This is a genomic window from Clostridium lapidicellarium (assembly GCF_041224415.1).
In the GTDB taxonomy this organism is placed as follows: Bacteria; Bacillota; Clostridia; order Clostridiales; family Clostridiaceae; genus Clostridium_B; species Clostridium_B lapidicellarium.
Map to the genome: position 1 here is coordinate 105760 of NZ_JBGFFE010000003.1, position 15224 is coordinate 120983.

The following is a 15224-nucleotide window of genomic DNA, read 5'->3' on the forward strand; positions in this document are numbered from 1 at the left end:
ACCTCCAAAATCTATATAATATTTAAAATTATTTAATTACCTAACTTACAATTACAGCAACTCCATCTGGTACAACAGCTATTTTTGCATTCTTTCCCACAATGTCATAAGCCTTGTTTAAAGCCTCTTCAACGGTATATGCATGCTGCATGTGCATGTCTTTTATAATCTGAGGATCACACATATCCGTAACCATTATGACAGTGCATTTGCTAAGTATCCTGGCAAGTATCTGTGATTCCCATTGATCCGGCACTGTTTCTCCTCTTGGAACTTTTGAAACCTTCTTCAAGAACTCCTCAGGTGATTTTACTCCGGACAAACTTTTATAAAAGCCCTCGCCGCCGTGTCCATCATTGCAGGCAGCAACCATTATTATTACACCGCCCTTCCTGCAAGTTGCCTCTGCTGCAGTCATTCCCTTAACTGACTGGTATATATTCTGATCCAGAGGGTATCCTCCATTTGTGGAAATGGCAATATCTGACTCTGCAGCATTCACCTTAGACAACCCAAGTACGAACTTGCATCCTTCCTCATGGGCCTGTTTGCTGTCACCTGCAAAGGCATTTATTATTTTTTTGTCGCTGTCTATAACAACGTTTATTATAAATGCAAGTTTTGCCTTTTTGGCAGCATAGAGCATATCCTTGTGTATGGGATTGTTTTTTAGCTTTCCCGTTCTGGCATAGGGGCTTGCTATAAATTCCGAACAGTGATTGGCCATAATAGTCTTAGTAGAAGCTATGCCCGGAAGTATACTCTTTCTTCCTCCTGAAAATCCCGCAAAGAAATGTGATTCTATAAAACCCTCTGCAATCAGAAGTTCAGCTTCTACTGCTGTTTTGTTTATTATAAGCTCTCCTCCTGAAGGCAGCGTGCCTATTTTGACCAGACTGCTGCTGTCACGGGAATCATGTACTATTATATTCTCATTTTTAACTATTTCTTCTCCAAATTTATTTACAAGTTCTTCATGGGTTGTAGGCCTGTGAAATCCCGTGGCAATTAAAATTTTTATATCAATCTTAGGATTGACTGCTCTTATTCTCCTTAAAAGTATGGGCATTATTATTTTACTTGGAACTGGTCTTGTATGATCACTGCTGATTATGACCATATTTTTCTTACCTTTAACGAGTTCTTCCAATTTAGGAGATCCTATTGGATTATCAAGTGCCTTTTCAACTATTTCAGATTCCGTAAGTTCTGTTTTATAGTCCCCTGCTTTTGATTCAAGCACAGCCGACAAATTTTTATCGGGAATTTCAACCTCGAGTGTCCTCTTATTATAAGGTAATTTTACTACTGACATATAAACCATCCTCCCTATTATGTTTCAATGATGATAAAATTATGAGTAAATCAATATCAGTTAAATCCAAACAAAGGTCCGGCAAAGAAACTAATCAACCCCAATATAATTACATACACTATGCAGAATTTCAAAGTAGATGTTAATATCTTTCCTTCTTGTCCTGCAAGCCCCGTAGCTGCTGTAGCAACTGCTATACTTTGAGGCGATATCATTTTTCCTGCAGTGGCTCCTCCGGTATTTGCAGCGGCAAGCCAGAATTCATTCAGATGAAGAGATCTGGCAACTTCCACCTGAAGACCTCCAAACAATACATTAGAAGACGTGTCACTACCTGTTACAAAAGTTCCAAGTGCACCTATGATAGGGGCAATCAATGGATAGAAACTTCCCGTAGCTGCTACTAGAACCACTGATATAGATTTTATCATTCCACTATAACCCATTACTTTTGCCAGTGCTACAATGGCAATTATAGTAATAGAAGACTTGGCCATTTGTTTAAAAGTGTTACCCAATACCTTGGCTATTTCACCAAATTTCGCACCCTGAATCATTCCTCCTATGAAGGTTGCTATTATAATAAGTGTGCCTGGAGTTGAAACCCAATTAAATACATAAGGCGTTGCCCCTTGTCCAGTATAAATAGGTACTGATGTTTTTATTGAAGAAAGTGCCTTGTTTATTGGTGGGAACAGTGCGCTGCTCAATATTACGAATACAAAAACCAATATGAACGGCAGCCATGCCAAAACTCCCTCTTTAAATGAAACCTTTTCAACATTCTTGTCGGCAGTATCTTTATAAAATATCTTGGCCACAGCTATTGTAACTACCATACAGACTACTGAACCCAGTATTGCAGGCAGTTCTGCACCTAAATATTTTGCAGCTATTACTTCAGGAATTGCAAAAGAGACACCAGACGCAAGGGATATTCCCCAAAAACCCTTTATTGCCTTTACACTTTTGCCAGTAAGCATTACAAGTACGACAGGTACAATTACAATAAGTACTGATAGTTGAAGACCTACAGCATAGCTTAGCTGCGTAACATCAATGTTGGCAACCTTTGCAAGAGTTGTTACAGGAATTCCTATGGCTCCGAAAGCAGTAGGAGTTGTGTTTGCAATCAGACATATGATAGCTGCAAAAAGTGGATTAAACCCAAGTCCTGCCATTATACTGGCAGGTATTGCAACTGCTGTTCCAAATCCTGCTATGGCCTCCATGAACCCTCCAAAAGCCCAAGCCAGGATAAGTACCAAAATTCTCTTGTCTGTAGTTATGCTAGTCATCATTTTTTTGATTACATCCATGCTTTTAGTGTAAACGGTAAGATTGTAGGTAAAAACAGCGGCTATTATTACAATAAGAATAGGCCATGCAGCAAGGGCAAATCCCTCTAAAGTTGCAGTAGCTGCATTTATAGCCGGCATTTTCCACACTACCATTGCCAGCAGTATGGTGACAATCAACGTAAAAGGACACGTTTTATGACCGGGCATCTTTAAAGCACCCAATGAAACCATAAGCCATACTATTGGTATTAGTGCTATAAGAAAAAGTAAAACTTTCAATATAAATCCCTCCCCTTAAAATATATAAATTAATTGGTACTATATATTATGATACTATGGTAATATGGTATTACCATTTATGAATTATAATATAATAATTCCTGTAATTTTTCAATGATTGTTATTTCGTTAACAAAATCAAATTTTATATGATTGTCGTAATTTTCCCATTCATATAATGTTTACAGATTAAAAAACTTTATTTATTTTTTTATTATACCAAAAATTATACATAATAGTTAATAAATTAACTATTATGTATAAAAAAACTCTTTTTGTGCCTAAAATTGAATTATACCTTGAAATATTCTTTATATTTCTACATATTTTTCTTAATATGCTTGCTGGTAAAATCCAAATGTTTCTTCATCTCATCAGAAGCCATTTTTGAATCATGTAACTTAAGGGCTCCGTATATTCTACCATGCTGTTCTGCAAGAGCTTTAAAATTTTCTTTATTCACCAATATTTTTCTTCTGGCATCTTTTAAGAACGCATCCATCAAAAAAGACATTGCATTTAAAATATTGATTATCAAGAAATTCCCAGCAGCCTGCGCAATTTCATAGTGGAATTTCTTATCAAGTTTAACATTATTTTCCTCATTTTTGGAGGTTTTAAAAGTATCTGCTATTCTTTTTAAATTCTCCAATTGTTTTTCATTTATTTTTTCAGCAGCAAGATTAGCTGTTTGTACTTCTATGATTTTTCTTACTTCCATTATTTCATCTGGTTTCCCGCCTTGCAGCATAAACATCACAGAGAGAGGTTCAAACAAAGTGTTTTCAAAATTCTCACGTATAAAATTGCCCTCACCCTGTCTGCTTTCTATAAGTCCCATGACCTGCAATGCCCTCAATGCTTCCCTTATGGAAGTTCTGCTCACTTTGAGATGCCCTACAAGTTCTCTTTCAGATGGAAGTCTATCTCCTTTTTTTAAAGTCCCGTCTATGATCATATTTTCAATCTGTTCTATGACCTGTTCGTATACTTTCGTATTTTTTATAGGAGTAAAAATCAATACAGTCGCCCCCTTTGATATGCACATATTTTATATATTACATCATTCGTCAAATTTTTTAAAGTACTTATATTGATTTCATAAACACATTGTTCCATTTGGTGTATATATCAAACAAACTCACTACATCCTGTTCGTTATAAAGCAGTATTCTCTGCTTCTTTACATTTGGCATTCTATTTATATATTCGCTGTCTTTTACTATTTTGCTAAAAGTCTTTGCCAGGTTTGATCCGCTTATGATCCCATTTTCCCTGGTAATTCCAAATTCCTTTTCCAGCGCCTTCAGTCCTATGGATTTATGAATTTCATTTTCATATTGTTTTTGCAGGTCTATGCTTATAAAATAGTCCTGTACGTTAAATCCAATATTGTATTTTTTGAAAAGGTAGTTTATAACTGTAAAATCGTTATTCCCCGAAAAAGTAACTATATATCTCTTACCTTTCTCTATCATATTCTTAAAATATTGTTTTGACAATTTGAGTATGGATTTTACATCTTTTTTATTTTCTATCATATATTGAGTGACTTTCAATTTTTCATTTTTATAATCATAAAAGCAGGAACCAAATACACCTACACATATGGGCTTTTTATATATATAGTGTTCCAAATCGAAAAAAACCGCATCTTTAATAACGCATTTATTATCGCCTACTTTTAACGAATTCTCTACCGAAGGTTTTTCCACACCAATATCATTAATTCTTTCTATCACTTTACCACTCTTTTCTAACTATTCTAATCTAGTCAATATAAATTATATGTAATTTACATCTTTTGCCTTTAATTTATAAATCATATCTTTTCTTTCAACTATTATATTTGCCCTGTTAACCAGCTCCGAATCGTTCAATATTTCTTCTACAAGTTTTCTGGTGGGATTCACACATACCGGATTGTTTACCATTTTCATCATTGAAAAGTCTCCCGAAGTATCTCCATAGGCATAGCTTTTATTCAAATCTATATTATATTTCTTTACAAGCATTTCCACGGCTTTCTTCTTATCTTCACTGTTCCACATGGAAATGACATTCCCCGTATATATATCATCTTTGTCTCTGGTGTATACGGCACCGACATAATCGTCGAATTCATGCTTGATAGCCATTTCTTTTACCAGCTCTACAGGGCTTCCGGATATGGTCAATGTTTTGTGCCCCTTTTTCTTATGCCACTTTATTCTGTCCCTAGTATAAGAATATACTCTATCTCCCTTTTGGGACACTACATTTTTAGCTATGAATTCTATCTGCGATCTATGGAGTCCCTTTATGGCTTCAATATATATACCTGCCATTTTTAAAAGGTAGTCATCGTAATTTCCCTTCCTTTTATCCCACCTATCGTATTCAGGCTTAACCTCTTTATACCATCTTTCGGCAGGTATTATTTCGTATTTGACTAATTTTTTAAAAACTTCTGTTATAAGTCCCTCTCTGTATAAAGTTCCATCAATATCAAAAAAGGCTGCAGTATTCATATCTCCGTTTCTCCTTATTATAAAATAATCCTACTCTATACTATTATTTTAGCACATATATGTAGATTAGTTTTACAAGTCCTTAGAGAAAATATTAAAAATCTTATTTTATTCAGGTTTATTGACAGTGTATATTAAATATGATATTATAAAATTGATTAATGATAATGATTTTCATTATTCATAAAATTAATTGGTGAGGTGATTTGGTGTGAGCATTTGTGACTTAAAACCCGGCGAAAAGGGATTTATAAAAAACTTAAGCGGAGATAAGAAATTAGTCAAAAGGCTTTTGGCTCTTGGATGCATAGAGGGCACTGAAATTTCGGTAAAAACATCTGCTCCCCTAGGAGATCCAATAGTTATAAATTTAAGAGGCTTCAACCTGGCAATACGTAAAAAAGATGCAAGAAATATATCGGTAAGCAATTTGAATTAGACGAACTACACCAATCGCAATATAAATATTTATAATACACACAAATGTCGGGAGGATTATTATGATTGTAGCAGCCTTACTGGGGAATCCAAATGTAGGTAAAACCTCTTTGTTCAATCATTTAACTGGTTCCAATCAGTATGTAGGTAATTGGCCTGGAGTAACTGTAGAAAAAAAAGAAGGTTATATAGACAATTCCATTAAAATAGTAGATTTACCAGGTATATATGCAATGGATACTTATTCAAATGAAGAAAAAGTATCCAAGGAATTTTTGCTGCGGGGTAATCCGGATGTCATAATAAACATTGTTGATTCTTCTAATTTAAACAGGAATCTATATTTAACTACCCAGTTGAAGCAATTTAACAAGCCTATAATATTGGTATTAAATATGTTAGATGTAGCTGAATTAAAGGGTATAAAAATAGATTTTTCGGCATTGTCTGAAGAATTGGAAGTAACGGTAGTTCCAGTTGTGGCCACAAAAGGCAAGGGAATAGACAAACTCCTTGAAATTTTGAAAAGCAGTGATTTCAAACGGCCTCGGAATAATGATAAATTTAATTTCAAGAACGAAAATGAAGCCTATTGTTATATAAATGAAATCTTAAAAAACTGTTTGACAAGGACAAAAAAAGGTATAACTTCTGTTACTGAAAAAATAGATAAGGTAGTCTTAAACAGGTTTTTGGCCTATCCAGTATTCTTATTAGCACTAATATTAATTTTTAAATTCACCTTCAGCTGGGTGGGCCAACCTACTGCAGATGCTCTTGGAGACTTTGTAAATGGATTTCTGGCTTCACATCTGAAAACACTGCTTTCATCAGCTAGTCCGTGGTTTAGTTCATTTTTAGTTGACGGTATTTTAGCTGGAGTGGGATCCGTAATTGTATTTTTTCCGGTTATATTCTGTCTGTTTCTGGGCGTATCCTTTTTGGAAGACAGTGGATATATGGCAAGAGGGGCCTTTATAATGGACAAACTTATGAGAAAGATGGGGTTGTCGGGAAAAGCTTTTATCCCCCTCATAGTAGGTTTCGGATGTTCAGTTCCAGCTATTATGTCCTCCAAAACTTTGGAAAGTGAGAAAGACAGAAAATTAACAGCACTTTTAGTACCTTTAATGTCATGTAATGCAAGATTGCCAATATATTCACTTTTTGCATCTGCCTTTTTTGTGAATTACAAAACTACAATAGTTTTTTCACTGTACATTATGGGAATTGCGATAGCCTTCTTAATAGGAATACTTTTTAAGAACACTATATTTAAAAAAGATGAAGAACCCTTTATAATAGAACTTCCTGAATACAATATTCCTGAAGTAAAAAGCCTGCTGCTGCATACCTGGGAAAAGGCCAAGGGCTTTTTAAGAAAAGCGGGTACAATAATATTTTCAATGTCCATCCTGATATGGTTTTTATCCAATTTTAATTTGTCCGGAATGGTAGAAATGGATAAAAGCATTTTAGCTTCTATAGGCAATTTTATAAGCCCTATATTCTCACCTATGGGGTATGGAAATTGGCAGAGTTCAGTAGCACTTATAACCGGTATAATGGCAAAGGAAATTGTGTTAAGTACCATGGGAATTGTATACAGCGGGAATTTAGCTGCAGTATTACCTCATCACTTTACTCCTATTGCTGCCTATTCATTTTTAGTGTTTGTTTTGCTTTATACCCCCTGCATATCCACGATAGCAACTATGAAAAAAGAGTACGGAGGAAAGATGGCTATTTTTTCTGTAACCTATCAGCTTGTACTTGCATGGGTAAGTTCTTTTCTGGTATTTAGAATAGCCACTTTGATATTCAGCTAATTTTAGGAGGATGCATTTCATGTTGTTTGTAGAAATTGCAATAACAGCTGCAATAGTAATAGCTGCAGGTTATGTATTATATAGGAATCTTAAAAACAAATCAAAGGGCGGCGGATGTGATTGTTGTTCTACTGTAGATTGTCCTTACCGCCGTATTAAAAAGAAAAAGTCCTGACTGTATTTAAAATCAGGACTTTTTTACTATGTTTTTTACATTTCCTCGACTACATCGATACCAAGTAAATTCAATCCATTTTTTATTACCTGACAAGTTGCCTTTACAAGCTGCAGTCTGGCAAGCTTAGTACCTTCATCTTTTGTTTTTAGAATGCTGTGTGCATTGTAAAATTTATTAAAAGCCTTTGCAACTTCTATTACATATCTGGTAACTATGAAGGGCTCCAATTTATCTATGGCATTTATTATGGAGTCCTTAAAATTATTCAAAGCTTTTACAAGCTCAAACTCCTCTTTGCTGTTTAATTTGCTGTAATCCAGCTGACTGCCCGTACATTTTGTTTTTCTGAGTATACTTTTTCCTCTGGCATAACTGTATTGGACATAGGGCCCGGTTTCACCATCAAAATTCAACATTTCATTCCAATCAAAAACTATATCCCTCTCCCTGTTGTTTTTTAAATAGGTAAAGATCACAGCTCCTATACCAACTTTTTTTGCCACCTGCAGTTTATTCTTTAAATTGGGGTTTTTTTCATTTATTATTTCAAGAGTTCTCTGTACAGACTTATTTAGAAGATCTTCTAAAAATATAACATCGCCATTTCTTGTAGAAAGTTTTTTATCTGCAAACCTCACTAACCCAAATCCCGCATGTATGCATGAGTCTGCCCAATCCTTCCCCATTAATTTAAGAGTGGTAAACACCTGCTTGAAATAGAGAGATTGATCCATACCCACTACGTAGATGCATTTGTAAAAGTCATAGGTCTTTTTCCTGTATATAGCAGCAGTCAAATCCCTTGTAGCGTATATGGTAGCACCGTCCGACTTTTTCACAATGCATGGGGGCATGTTATATTTATCCAACATGACCACTTTTGCTCCCTTGCTCTCCACAAGAAGTCCCTTTTTGTCTATCTCATCTATAACCGCATCCATTTTATCCCTGTAGAAGCTCTCTCCTGCATAGGAATCAAATTCTACTCCCAATAAATCGTATACTTTCTTAAATTCCTTAAGACTCAATTTCTTAAACTTTTTCCAGAGTTTTACTTCTTCACTGCATCCATCCTCCAATTTTTTGAAACACTCTCTCGCCTCTTCATTGAGTTCAGGTTCTTTTTCAGCTTCCTTATGGAATTTTACATATATTCTAAGAAGTTCCTTTATGGGATTTTTATGAAGCTCCTCTTCATTGCACCACTTTTTATATGCAACTATAAGTTTTCCGAATTGAGTTCCCCAATCACCCAGATGATTTATCCTGGTACAATTGTAACCTTCAAAACTCATCATTTTATAGAGAGAATTCCCTATTGCAGTACTAAACAGATGTCCTACATGAAATGGCTTTGCAATATTTGGTGAAGAGTACTCAACAACTATATTTTTCCCCTGCCCTATGGAAGAGCTGCCATATTTATCCCCTTCTTCTAGTATTTTTGTCAATATATTTTTTGTAAATATGCCCTTATTCACAAAAAAATTTAAATAGGGACCTTTGTTTTCAATTTTCTCAAAATAATCTCCTTCAATTTTATTTTTCAGTTCCTCTGCAATTATATTAGGTGATTTCTTTAAACTCTTTGCCAGTTGAAAACATGGAAATGCATAATCTCCCATTTCAGGTTTAGGAGGTATTTTTATCAGATCTTCTATAAAATCCAATTTTAAGTCCACGTCCAGGTTTTCTTGAATTTTCTTTGCCAACAGTTCTTTATAATCCATACTTATGCTAAATAAACACGAATTTATTTAACACTTTTCAACTCCTTCCATATTAATTAACATTCCTCGGTTTCAATTCTGGATTTATGTATTTTCAATTATTTTTTATATCCATAAGGGTGGTTTTTATGCCAGTTCCATGCAGTTTCAATAATTGTTTCAAGAGAGTTATACTTTGGATTCCAACCCAGCTCCTCTCTGGCTTTTCTGGAGGAAGCTACCAATACGGCAGGATCTCCAGCCCTCCTTGGTGCAACTTCTGCTTCTATTTTTTCACCAGTTACCTGCCTTGAAGTCTCAATTACTTCTTTTACAGAAAATCCCCTTCCATTTCCAAGGTTATATGTTTTGCTCTCGCCGTCTTCCATTATCTTTTTCAATGCCAGAATATGGGCATCTGCCAAATCGGTAACATGTACGTAGTCTCTTACACAGGTTCCATCCTGGGTATTGTAATCATCTCCAAATACAAATATTTTATCTCTTTTTTTCAAAGCTACCTGAAGTATTATCGGAATCAGATGGGATTCAGGCCTGTGATCCTCTCCAATAACCCCATCTACCTGTGCACCCGCAGCATTAAAGTACCTAAGTGCGGCATATTTTATTCCATATGCCCTGTCGCTCCACTTCAATATCTTTTCAACCGTAAGTTTGGACTCACCATAGGGATTTGTAGGGTCAGTTTGTGCATTCTCTAAAATGGGAATACTCTTTGGCTCCCCGTAGGTGGCCGCCGTTGAAGAAAATACTATGTATTTTACACCGTATTTTTTCATTGTATCTATCAAATTCAAAGTACCCCCTACATTGTTTTGAAAGTACCTTATGGGTTCATTTACACTTTCTCCAACCAGAGAATAGGCTGCAAAATCTATCACCGCCTCAATTTCATTTTCCTTAAAAACCTTATCCAATGAATTTTCTTCTCTCAGATCACCATTATAGACCCTACCGCCCAATATGGCATCTCTGTGACCCTTTTCGAAGTTGTCAAATACTATGACTTCTTTTCCATTTTCCAGCAGCCTTGCCACTATATGGCTGCCTATATATCCTGCTCCACCGCAAACCAGAATCGGCATTATAAAACCTCCTAAAAAATATATAATAATATATATTTTATATCTAAAATCAGTTCATTTCAATTGATATTCCAGTCGTTTACTTCTGCTTGAATTCTGACCATATAAGGTCATAAGTTTTTGTAGCATTTCCCACGTCTCTGAATCTTTCAGCCCTTTTCAGCTCTGAGTCAGGTATAAATACCGCCTTGTTATTGAGATATTTCTTTGACATATATTTTTTAGCTGCTTTGTTTGTATTTATATATTCGTTAGCCGTAGTAGCCTCGTTGCTTATTTTACCGTCCAGCATGAAGTTTATAAATTTTCCCGCATTTTCTTTATGGGGCGCCTTTGACGGTATTATAAAATTATCTTCCTCTGCATTCATTCCCTCTTCAGGGTACACTATCTTGAATTTAGGGTTTGACTTAACTGCTGCCGATGCCTGTGAACCATACATAAATCCTACTGTGGTATCGCCGTTTATAAGGCTGTTATGTGGAGTATCCGCATCGAGAACCTTGACGTTGGGTTTTAATTTAAGCAATTCCTGTTTGGCCTGTGCCAGCTTTTTAGGATCTGTTTCATTCATTGAATATCCTAATTTTTTAAGTGTCATTCCAATTACTATTCTCGGATCATCCACAAGCACCAGTGAATTTTTAAGTGCAGGGTTCCACAGGTCTTTATAACTTTTTATCGGGAAATTCACCTTTTCCGAATTATAAACTATCATTTGACTCCCCAGAGTATACGGTATGGAATACCTATTGCCTTTGTCATAAGGTTGGTTTAAAAACTGCGGATCCACATTTTTGTAGTTAGGTACTTTTGATTTATCTATAGGCTGCATTAATATATTTTTTTGTTTCCCCATGACTTCAATAATGTAGTCGCTACAAATTACTACATCATATTCAGAGCCCTTGGAAGCCTGAAGTTTTGCAAGCATCTCCTCATTGGTGGAAAAATTATTATAATTCACTTTTATACCGGTTTGTTTCTGAAATTCATTTACTACTGAATTAGGTACATAATTGGCCCAGGTAAATAAATTTACTACTTTTTCATCACTGCTGGATGTAGGCTGACTTTGAATACTACAGGCAGACATGGTAAAGGCCAGACAACTGCTTATTATACCCAAAGCTAAAACTTTTAACAATTTTCCTTTCATCAATTAGATTCCTCCTTGATTCTATTTATTTTAATAAATTGCATCATGATCAGAATTCCAAAAGTAATTAAAAGCATCAAAGTGCAAAGTGCATTGATTTCCGGTGACAATCCGAACCTGAGCATGGAAAATATTTTTATAGGTAAAGTAGTGCTTTCCGGACCGGATACAAAAAAGTTTATAATAACATCATCAAAAGACAGGATAAAGGCAATCATAGCTCCCGCCAGTATTCCAGGTAATATAAGCGGAAAAGTGATACTTGTAAATACTTTAAATCTATTTGCCCCAAGATCCATTGCGGCATCTTCAATACTGTGATCGAATCCTGCCAATCTTGACTTTACTATTATATATACGAAAGGCATGCTAAAGGTTGCATGGGATAAAATCAAAGCACCTATGCCAAGAGGCAGTCTTATCTGGGAAAAATACATAAGAAGGGCTATCCCCATGATTACTTCGGGAATAACGATAGTTACATTTAAAAGTCCCTCTACCAAACCCTTCCCTCTAAAACTATATTTATATAGTCCAATGGCACCTGTGGCACCAACTACAGAAGAAATTACCGTGCTTGCAACTGCTATAACCAGACTGTTTTTGAACGCAATTATCACGTTTAAATCCTGAAACAGCTTTCTATACCAGTCCATGGTAATCCCCATCCATGCAGTTCCTGCAGATGATTTATTAAATGAATAGACAACAACTATAAGTATAGGCAAATACAGATATATAAATATCATTCCAATATATATTTTAGAAATCCATCTGAAAATTTTAGATTTCATTAGAAAACCTCCAAGTCAATTTTCTTTCCCAACAATTTTATACCGACACCTACAATAATTAATATACCAACCATCATTGCCACGGATACAGCTGCCCCGAAAGGCCAGTCCCTTGAAACTAAGAATTGATTCTTGATGAGATTTCCTATAAGCATTACCTTACTTCCACCCATGAGATCACATATGTAAAAAAGCCCGAGAGAAGGTATAAAGACCAGAATGCATCCTGCAACTATTCCAGGCATGGTAAGAGGTAGAGTTACCGTTAAAAAAGCCTTAATGGAATTTGCCCCCAGATCTTTAGCTGCATCTATATAGCCTTTATTTACTTTTTCTATGGACGTGTAAAGAGGAAGTACCATAAATGGGAAAAGTGCATATATCATGGCCACAAGTACTGCACCATACGTATACAGCATTTTTAGCGGCTCAGTAATAAGTCCCATTTTGATAAGGACATTATTTATAAGTCCTTCTGTACTCATGAGTATCATCCATGCATAAGTTCTTATAAGAGAGTTCGTCCAAAACGGAATGATTATCAGCATTATAGCAAGCACACGGAACCTCTTTGGTATCTTTGCCACTAAGTAGGCAAAAGGATATCCTAAAATTAGCGTAAACAAAGTGGTTATAAATGCAATGGAAATGGAATCAAGAAAAATTTTGAAGTACAGCGGAGAAAAGATTCTCCTGTAATTATCAAATGAAAATACTACATCGATCCCACCATTTACACCTCTTTGAAGAAAACTTATAAAAATTATATATACAATCGGTACTGCCATAAAAAATATCATCCATATAGAAATTGGAAATATAAAAAAGTTCTTTTCAATTTTTTTAATCAACTTGCCATCACCTTTTCCCGACAGTGATATCCATTGTTTTCTTCAGAGTTTATTATTACTGCATCCTCCGGGTTCCAATATATCCATACTGATTCATTTATTTTCGGTGTTTTCAGAGATCTGTTATAATTGGTTGAAATTATTTTTCTCCCGTCTTCCGACATAAAGATAGTTTTTATACTAGATCCCAGATATACATTTTCCCTGGTCACTGCTTTGATATTAAAATGTTCAACAGCCTTCAGGGAATATTTTACATTTTCTGGTCTGACAAGTACGCATACATTGTCTCCAACTTCCAGCGATCTATTGTCTGCAGCTATCTGCAAATTTCCTGCCTTTAATGTGACCTTATCCTCCCAAATACTGTCCACTGTGGAATCAAATAAATTGGATTCACCTATAAAAGCAGCTACGAACTTGGTCCGTGGTCTTTCGTATATGTCTCTGGAATCGCCCAATTGTTCTATAGAGCCCGCATTCATGACAACTATTCTGTCGGAGATATAAAGAGCCTCTTCCTGATCATGAGTTACATAAATAAAAGTTATCCCCAGCCTCTGCTGGAGAGATTTCAATTCACTCTGCATTTTTTTCCTGAGTTTAAAATCCAATGCACTTAAGGGTTCATCCAATAACAATATTTTGGGATTATTTATAAGCGACCTTGCAATTGCAACTCTCTGCTTTTGCCCGCCGCTTAATTGATCCGGCATTCTTTTCTCATAACCACCGAGCTGTACCAACTCCAGCATTTTAGTCACACGTTCTCTTATTTCCGGTTTTGAAACCTTTTTGACTTTCAAACCGTAAGCTATGTTTTTATAGACATTCATATGGGGAAAAAGAGCATAATTTTGAAATACCGTATTGATATTGAGCTCATAGGGCTCCTTATTTTCTATATGCCTGCCGTTTAGCAATATATTCCCACTAGTGGGTTTTTCCAGACCTGCAATCATTCTCAAAATAGTAGTCTTTCCACATCCGCTTGGACCAAGTATAGTTAAAAATTCACCTTTTCTGATATCCAGGGATATATTTTTTATCACTTTCTGGTTATTAAAAACTTTTACTAGATCAACTAGCCTAAGTATGTTGTCCAATTTTTCCACCTCCAGATTATAATATAATTATTAAGAGATTTTCTCTTATTATTATATTATTTTATTTCCCTAAGTCAAAAAGCTTCTGCCTCTGTACAGAGGCAGAAGCTTTTTTCTGCAGTCCCTACACACCTTGCGGTCATTAAAGCTTCCTTTAACATCAATTCCTAGTTTTTCACTCAAGTTTAACTAAAAATAATAATATCACATTACTATTCTCAAGTCAATTATGTATATGCAGCATTAATTTACATCAATTTAAAATTTATGGAAATTTATAATCACATTTATTTCTATACGTCATAAATTAATATTGAACAAATCTTAATCTAAGCTAATATTTTTAGCTTAGGGAAATAATATTAGAACAGTTACATTAGGGGGAAAATCAATATGGAAAAACTTTGTCATGTAAATGTAGGCAAAACAGTAATTGTAAAACAGCTTTTTTCAAAAAACTTACTTAGAGAGAGAATGATGGCATTGGGCATCACCAAGGGAACTTTAATAAAAGTGGTGTTAAAAGGCCCCGGTGATAATTTGACTTTATATAAAATAAGAGATACTTTAATTGCCCTTAGAAAAGAGGAAGCATCTCTAATAGCAATTCAACAGGTAAATTTTAATCAATGCTGTAAAGGAGAATGAT

General features: G+C 35.1%; 15 protein-coding genes. 4 read left to right on the forward strand and 11 right to left on the reverse strand.

From position 1 onward, the window contains the following. Window positions 1-40: 40 nt before the first annotated feature. From larA to AB8S09_RS04135, 5 genes are all read right to left on the reverse strand, one after another. The gene (gene larA, locus AB8S09_RS04115) at window positions 41-1315 is read right to left on the reverse strand and encodes a nickel-dependent lactate racemase (protein WP_294182561.1); all 1275 of its coding nucleotides are present in this window, start codon (window positions 1313-1315) and stop codon (window positions 41-43) included. Window positions 1316-1371: 56 nt separating this feature from the next. Further along, window positions 1372-2898, reverse strand: a complete 1527-nt coding sequence (locus AB8S09_RS04120) for an L-lactate permease (protein WP_294182605.1) — start codon at window positions 2896-2898, stop codon at window positions 1372-1374. 316 nt (window positions 2899-3214) lie between these two features. Further along, the gene (locus tag AB8S09_RS04125) at window positions 3215-3913 is read right to left on the reverse strand and encodes a FadR/GntR family transcriptional regulator (RefSeq protein WP_294182602.1); all 699 of its coding nucleotides are present in this window, start codon (window positions 3911-3913) and stop codon (window positions 3215-3217) included. 70 nt (window positions 3914-3983) lie between these two features. Continuing rightward, the gene (locus AB8S09_RS04130) at window positions 3984-4637 is read right to left on the reverse strand and encodes a ribonuclease H-like domain-containing protein (RefSeq protein WP_294182559.1); all 654 of its coding nucleotides are present in this window, start codon (window positions 4635-4637) and stop codon (window positions 3984-3986) included. 42 nt (window positions 4638-4679) lie between these two features. Then, window positions 4680-5405: an HAD-IB family hydrolase gene (locus AB8S09_RS04135; protein WP_294182557.1), complete on the reverse strand. Its 726-nt coding sequence runs from the start codon at window positions 5403-5405 to the stop codon at window positions 4680-4682. 211 nt (window positions 5406-5616) lie between these two features. On the opposite strand from AB8S09_RS04135, the gene AB8S09_RS04140 reads away from it, so the two are divergent. From AB8S09_RS04140 to AB8S09_RS04150, 3 genes are all read left to right on the forward strand, one after another. Next, a complete protein-coding gene (locus tag AB8S09_RS04140; protein WP_294182553.1) occupies window positions 5617-5844 on the forward strand; it encodes a FeoA family protein in 228 nt (75 codons plus the stop codon). Between the two features lie 61 nt (window positions 5845-5905). Beyond that, window positions 5906-7672, forward strand: coding sequence for a ferrous iron transport protein B (gene feoB, locus AB8S09_RS04145; RefSeq protein ID WP_294182552.1), 1767 nt, complete (start codon window positions 5906-5908; stop codon window positions 7670-7672). Window positions 7673-7691: 19 nt separating this feature from the next. Then, window positions 7692-7847, forward strand: a complete 156-nt coding sequence (locus tag AB8S09_RS04150) for a FeoB-associated Cys-rich membrane protein (protein ID WP_294182550.1) — start codon at window positions 7692-7694, stop codon at window positions 7845-7847. Between the two features lie 35 nt (window positions 7848-7882). Here the strand turns inward: AB8S09_RS04150 and argS are convergent, their stop codons facing one another. The 6 genes from argS to AB8S09_RS04180 form a co-directional block, all read right to left on the reverse strand. Then, window positions 7883-9580: an arginine--tRNA ligase gene (argS, locus tag AB8S09_RS04155; protein WP_294182549.1), complete on the reverse strand. Its 1698-nt coding sequence runs from the start codon at window positions 9578-9580 to the stop codon at window positions 7883-7885. Window positions 9581-9678: 98 nt separating this feature from the next. Beyond that, the gene (gene galE, locus AB8S09_RS04160; protein WP_294182548.1) at window positions 9679-10665 is read right to left on the reverse strand and encodes a UDP-glucose 4-epimerase GalE; all 987 of its coding nucleotides are present in this window, start codon (window positions 10663-10665) and stop codon (window positions 9679-9681) included. A gap of 79 nt (window positions 10666-10744) precedes the next feature. Further along, window positions 10745-11824: a polyamine ABC transporter substrate-binding protein gene (locus AB8S09_RS04165; RefSeq protein ID WP_294182546.1), complete on the reverse strand. Its 1080-nt coding sequence runs from the start codon at window positions 11822-11824 to the stop codon at window positions 10745-10747. After that, the gene (locus AB8S09_RS04170) at window positions 11824-12618 is read right to left on the reverse strand and encodes an ABC transporter permease (protein WP_294182544.1); all 795 of its coding nucleotides are present in this window, start codon (window positions 12616-12618) and stop codon (window positions 11824-11826) included. Before AB8S09_RS04170 ends, AB8S09_RS04165 begins: the two co-directional genes overlap by 1 nt. Continuing rightward, a complete protein-coding gene (locus AB8S09_RS04175; RefSeq protein WP_367112687.1) occupies window positions 12618-13406 on the reverse strand; it encodes an ABC transporter permease in 789 nt (262 codons plus the stop codon). Before AB8S09_RS04175 ends, AB8S09_RS04170 begins: the two co-directional genes overlap by 1 nt. Window positions 13407-13465: 59 nt before the next feature. After that, window positions 13466-14575 carry an ABC transporter ATP-binding protein gene (locus AB8S09_RS04180; RefSeq protein ID WP_294182542.1) on the reverse strand — a complete coding sequence of 370 codons (1110 nt, stop codon included), beginning with the start codon at window positions 14573-14575 and terminating at the stop codon, window positions 13466-13468. A gap of 393 nt (window positions 14576-14968) precedes the next feature. Between AB8S09_RS04180 and AB8S09_RS04185 the strand changes: the two genes are divergently transcribed. Continuing rightward, window positions 14969-15223 carry a FeoA family protein gene (locus AB8S09_RS04185; protein WP_294182540.1) on the forward strand — a complete coding sequence of 85 codons (255 nt, stop codon included), beginning with the start codon at window positions 14969-14971 and terminating at the stop codon, window positions 15221-15223. The last annotated feature ends 1 nt before the right edge of the window (window position 15224 follow it).

Bases quoted from the DNA above. Each gene is read 5' to 3' on its own strand.
- larA (WP_294182561.1), bottom strand. From the start codon at position 1,315: ATGTCAGTAGTAAAATTACCTTATAATAAGAGGACACTCGAGGTTGAA.
- AB8S09_RS04135 (WP_294182557.1), bottom strand. From the start codon at position 5,405: ATGAATACTGCAGCCTTTTTTGATATTGATGGAACTTTATACAGAGAG.
- feoB (WP_294182552.1), top strand. From the start codon at position 5,906: ATGATTGTAGCAGCCTTACTGGGGAATCCAAATGTAGGTAAAACCTCT.
- AB8S09_RS04150 (WP_294182550.1), top strand. From the start codon at position 7,692: ATGTTGTTTGTAGAAATTGCAATAACAGCTGCAATAGTAATAGCTGCA.
- argS (WP_294182549.1), bottom strand. From the start codon at position 9,580: ATGGATTATAAAGAACTGTTGGCAAAGAAAATTCAAGAAAACCTGGAC.
- galE (WP_294182548.1), bottom strand. From the start codon at position 10,665: ATGCCGATTCTGGTTTGCGGTGGAGCAGGATATATAGGCAGCCATATA.
- AB8S09_RS04165 (WP_294182546.1), bottom strand. From the start codon at position 11,824: ATGAAAGGAAAATTGTTAAAAGTTTTAGCTTTGGGTATAATAAGCAGT.
- AB8S09_RS04170 (WP_294182544.1), bottom strand. From the start codon at position 12,618: ATGAAATCTAAAATTTTCAGATGGATTTCTAAAATATATATTGGAATG.
- AB8S09_RS04175 (WP_367112687.1), bottom strand. From the start codon at position 13,406: ATGGCAGTACCGATTGTATATATAATTTTTATAAGTTTTCTTCAAAGA.
- AB8S09_RS04185 (WP_294182540.1), top strand. From the start codon at position 14,969: ATGGAAAAACTTTGTCATGTAAATGTAGGCAAAACAGTAATTGTAAAA.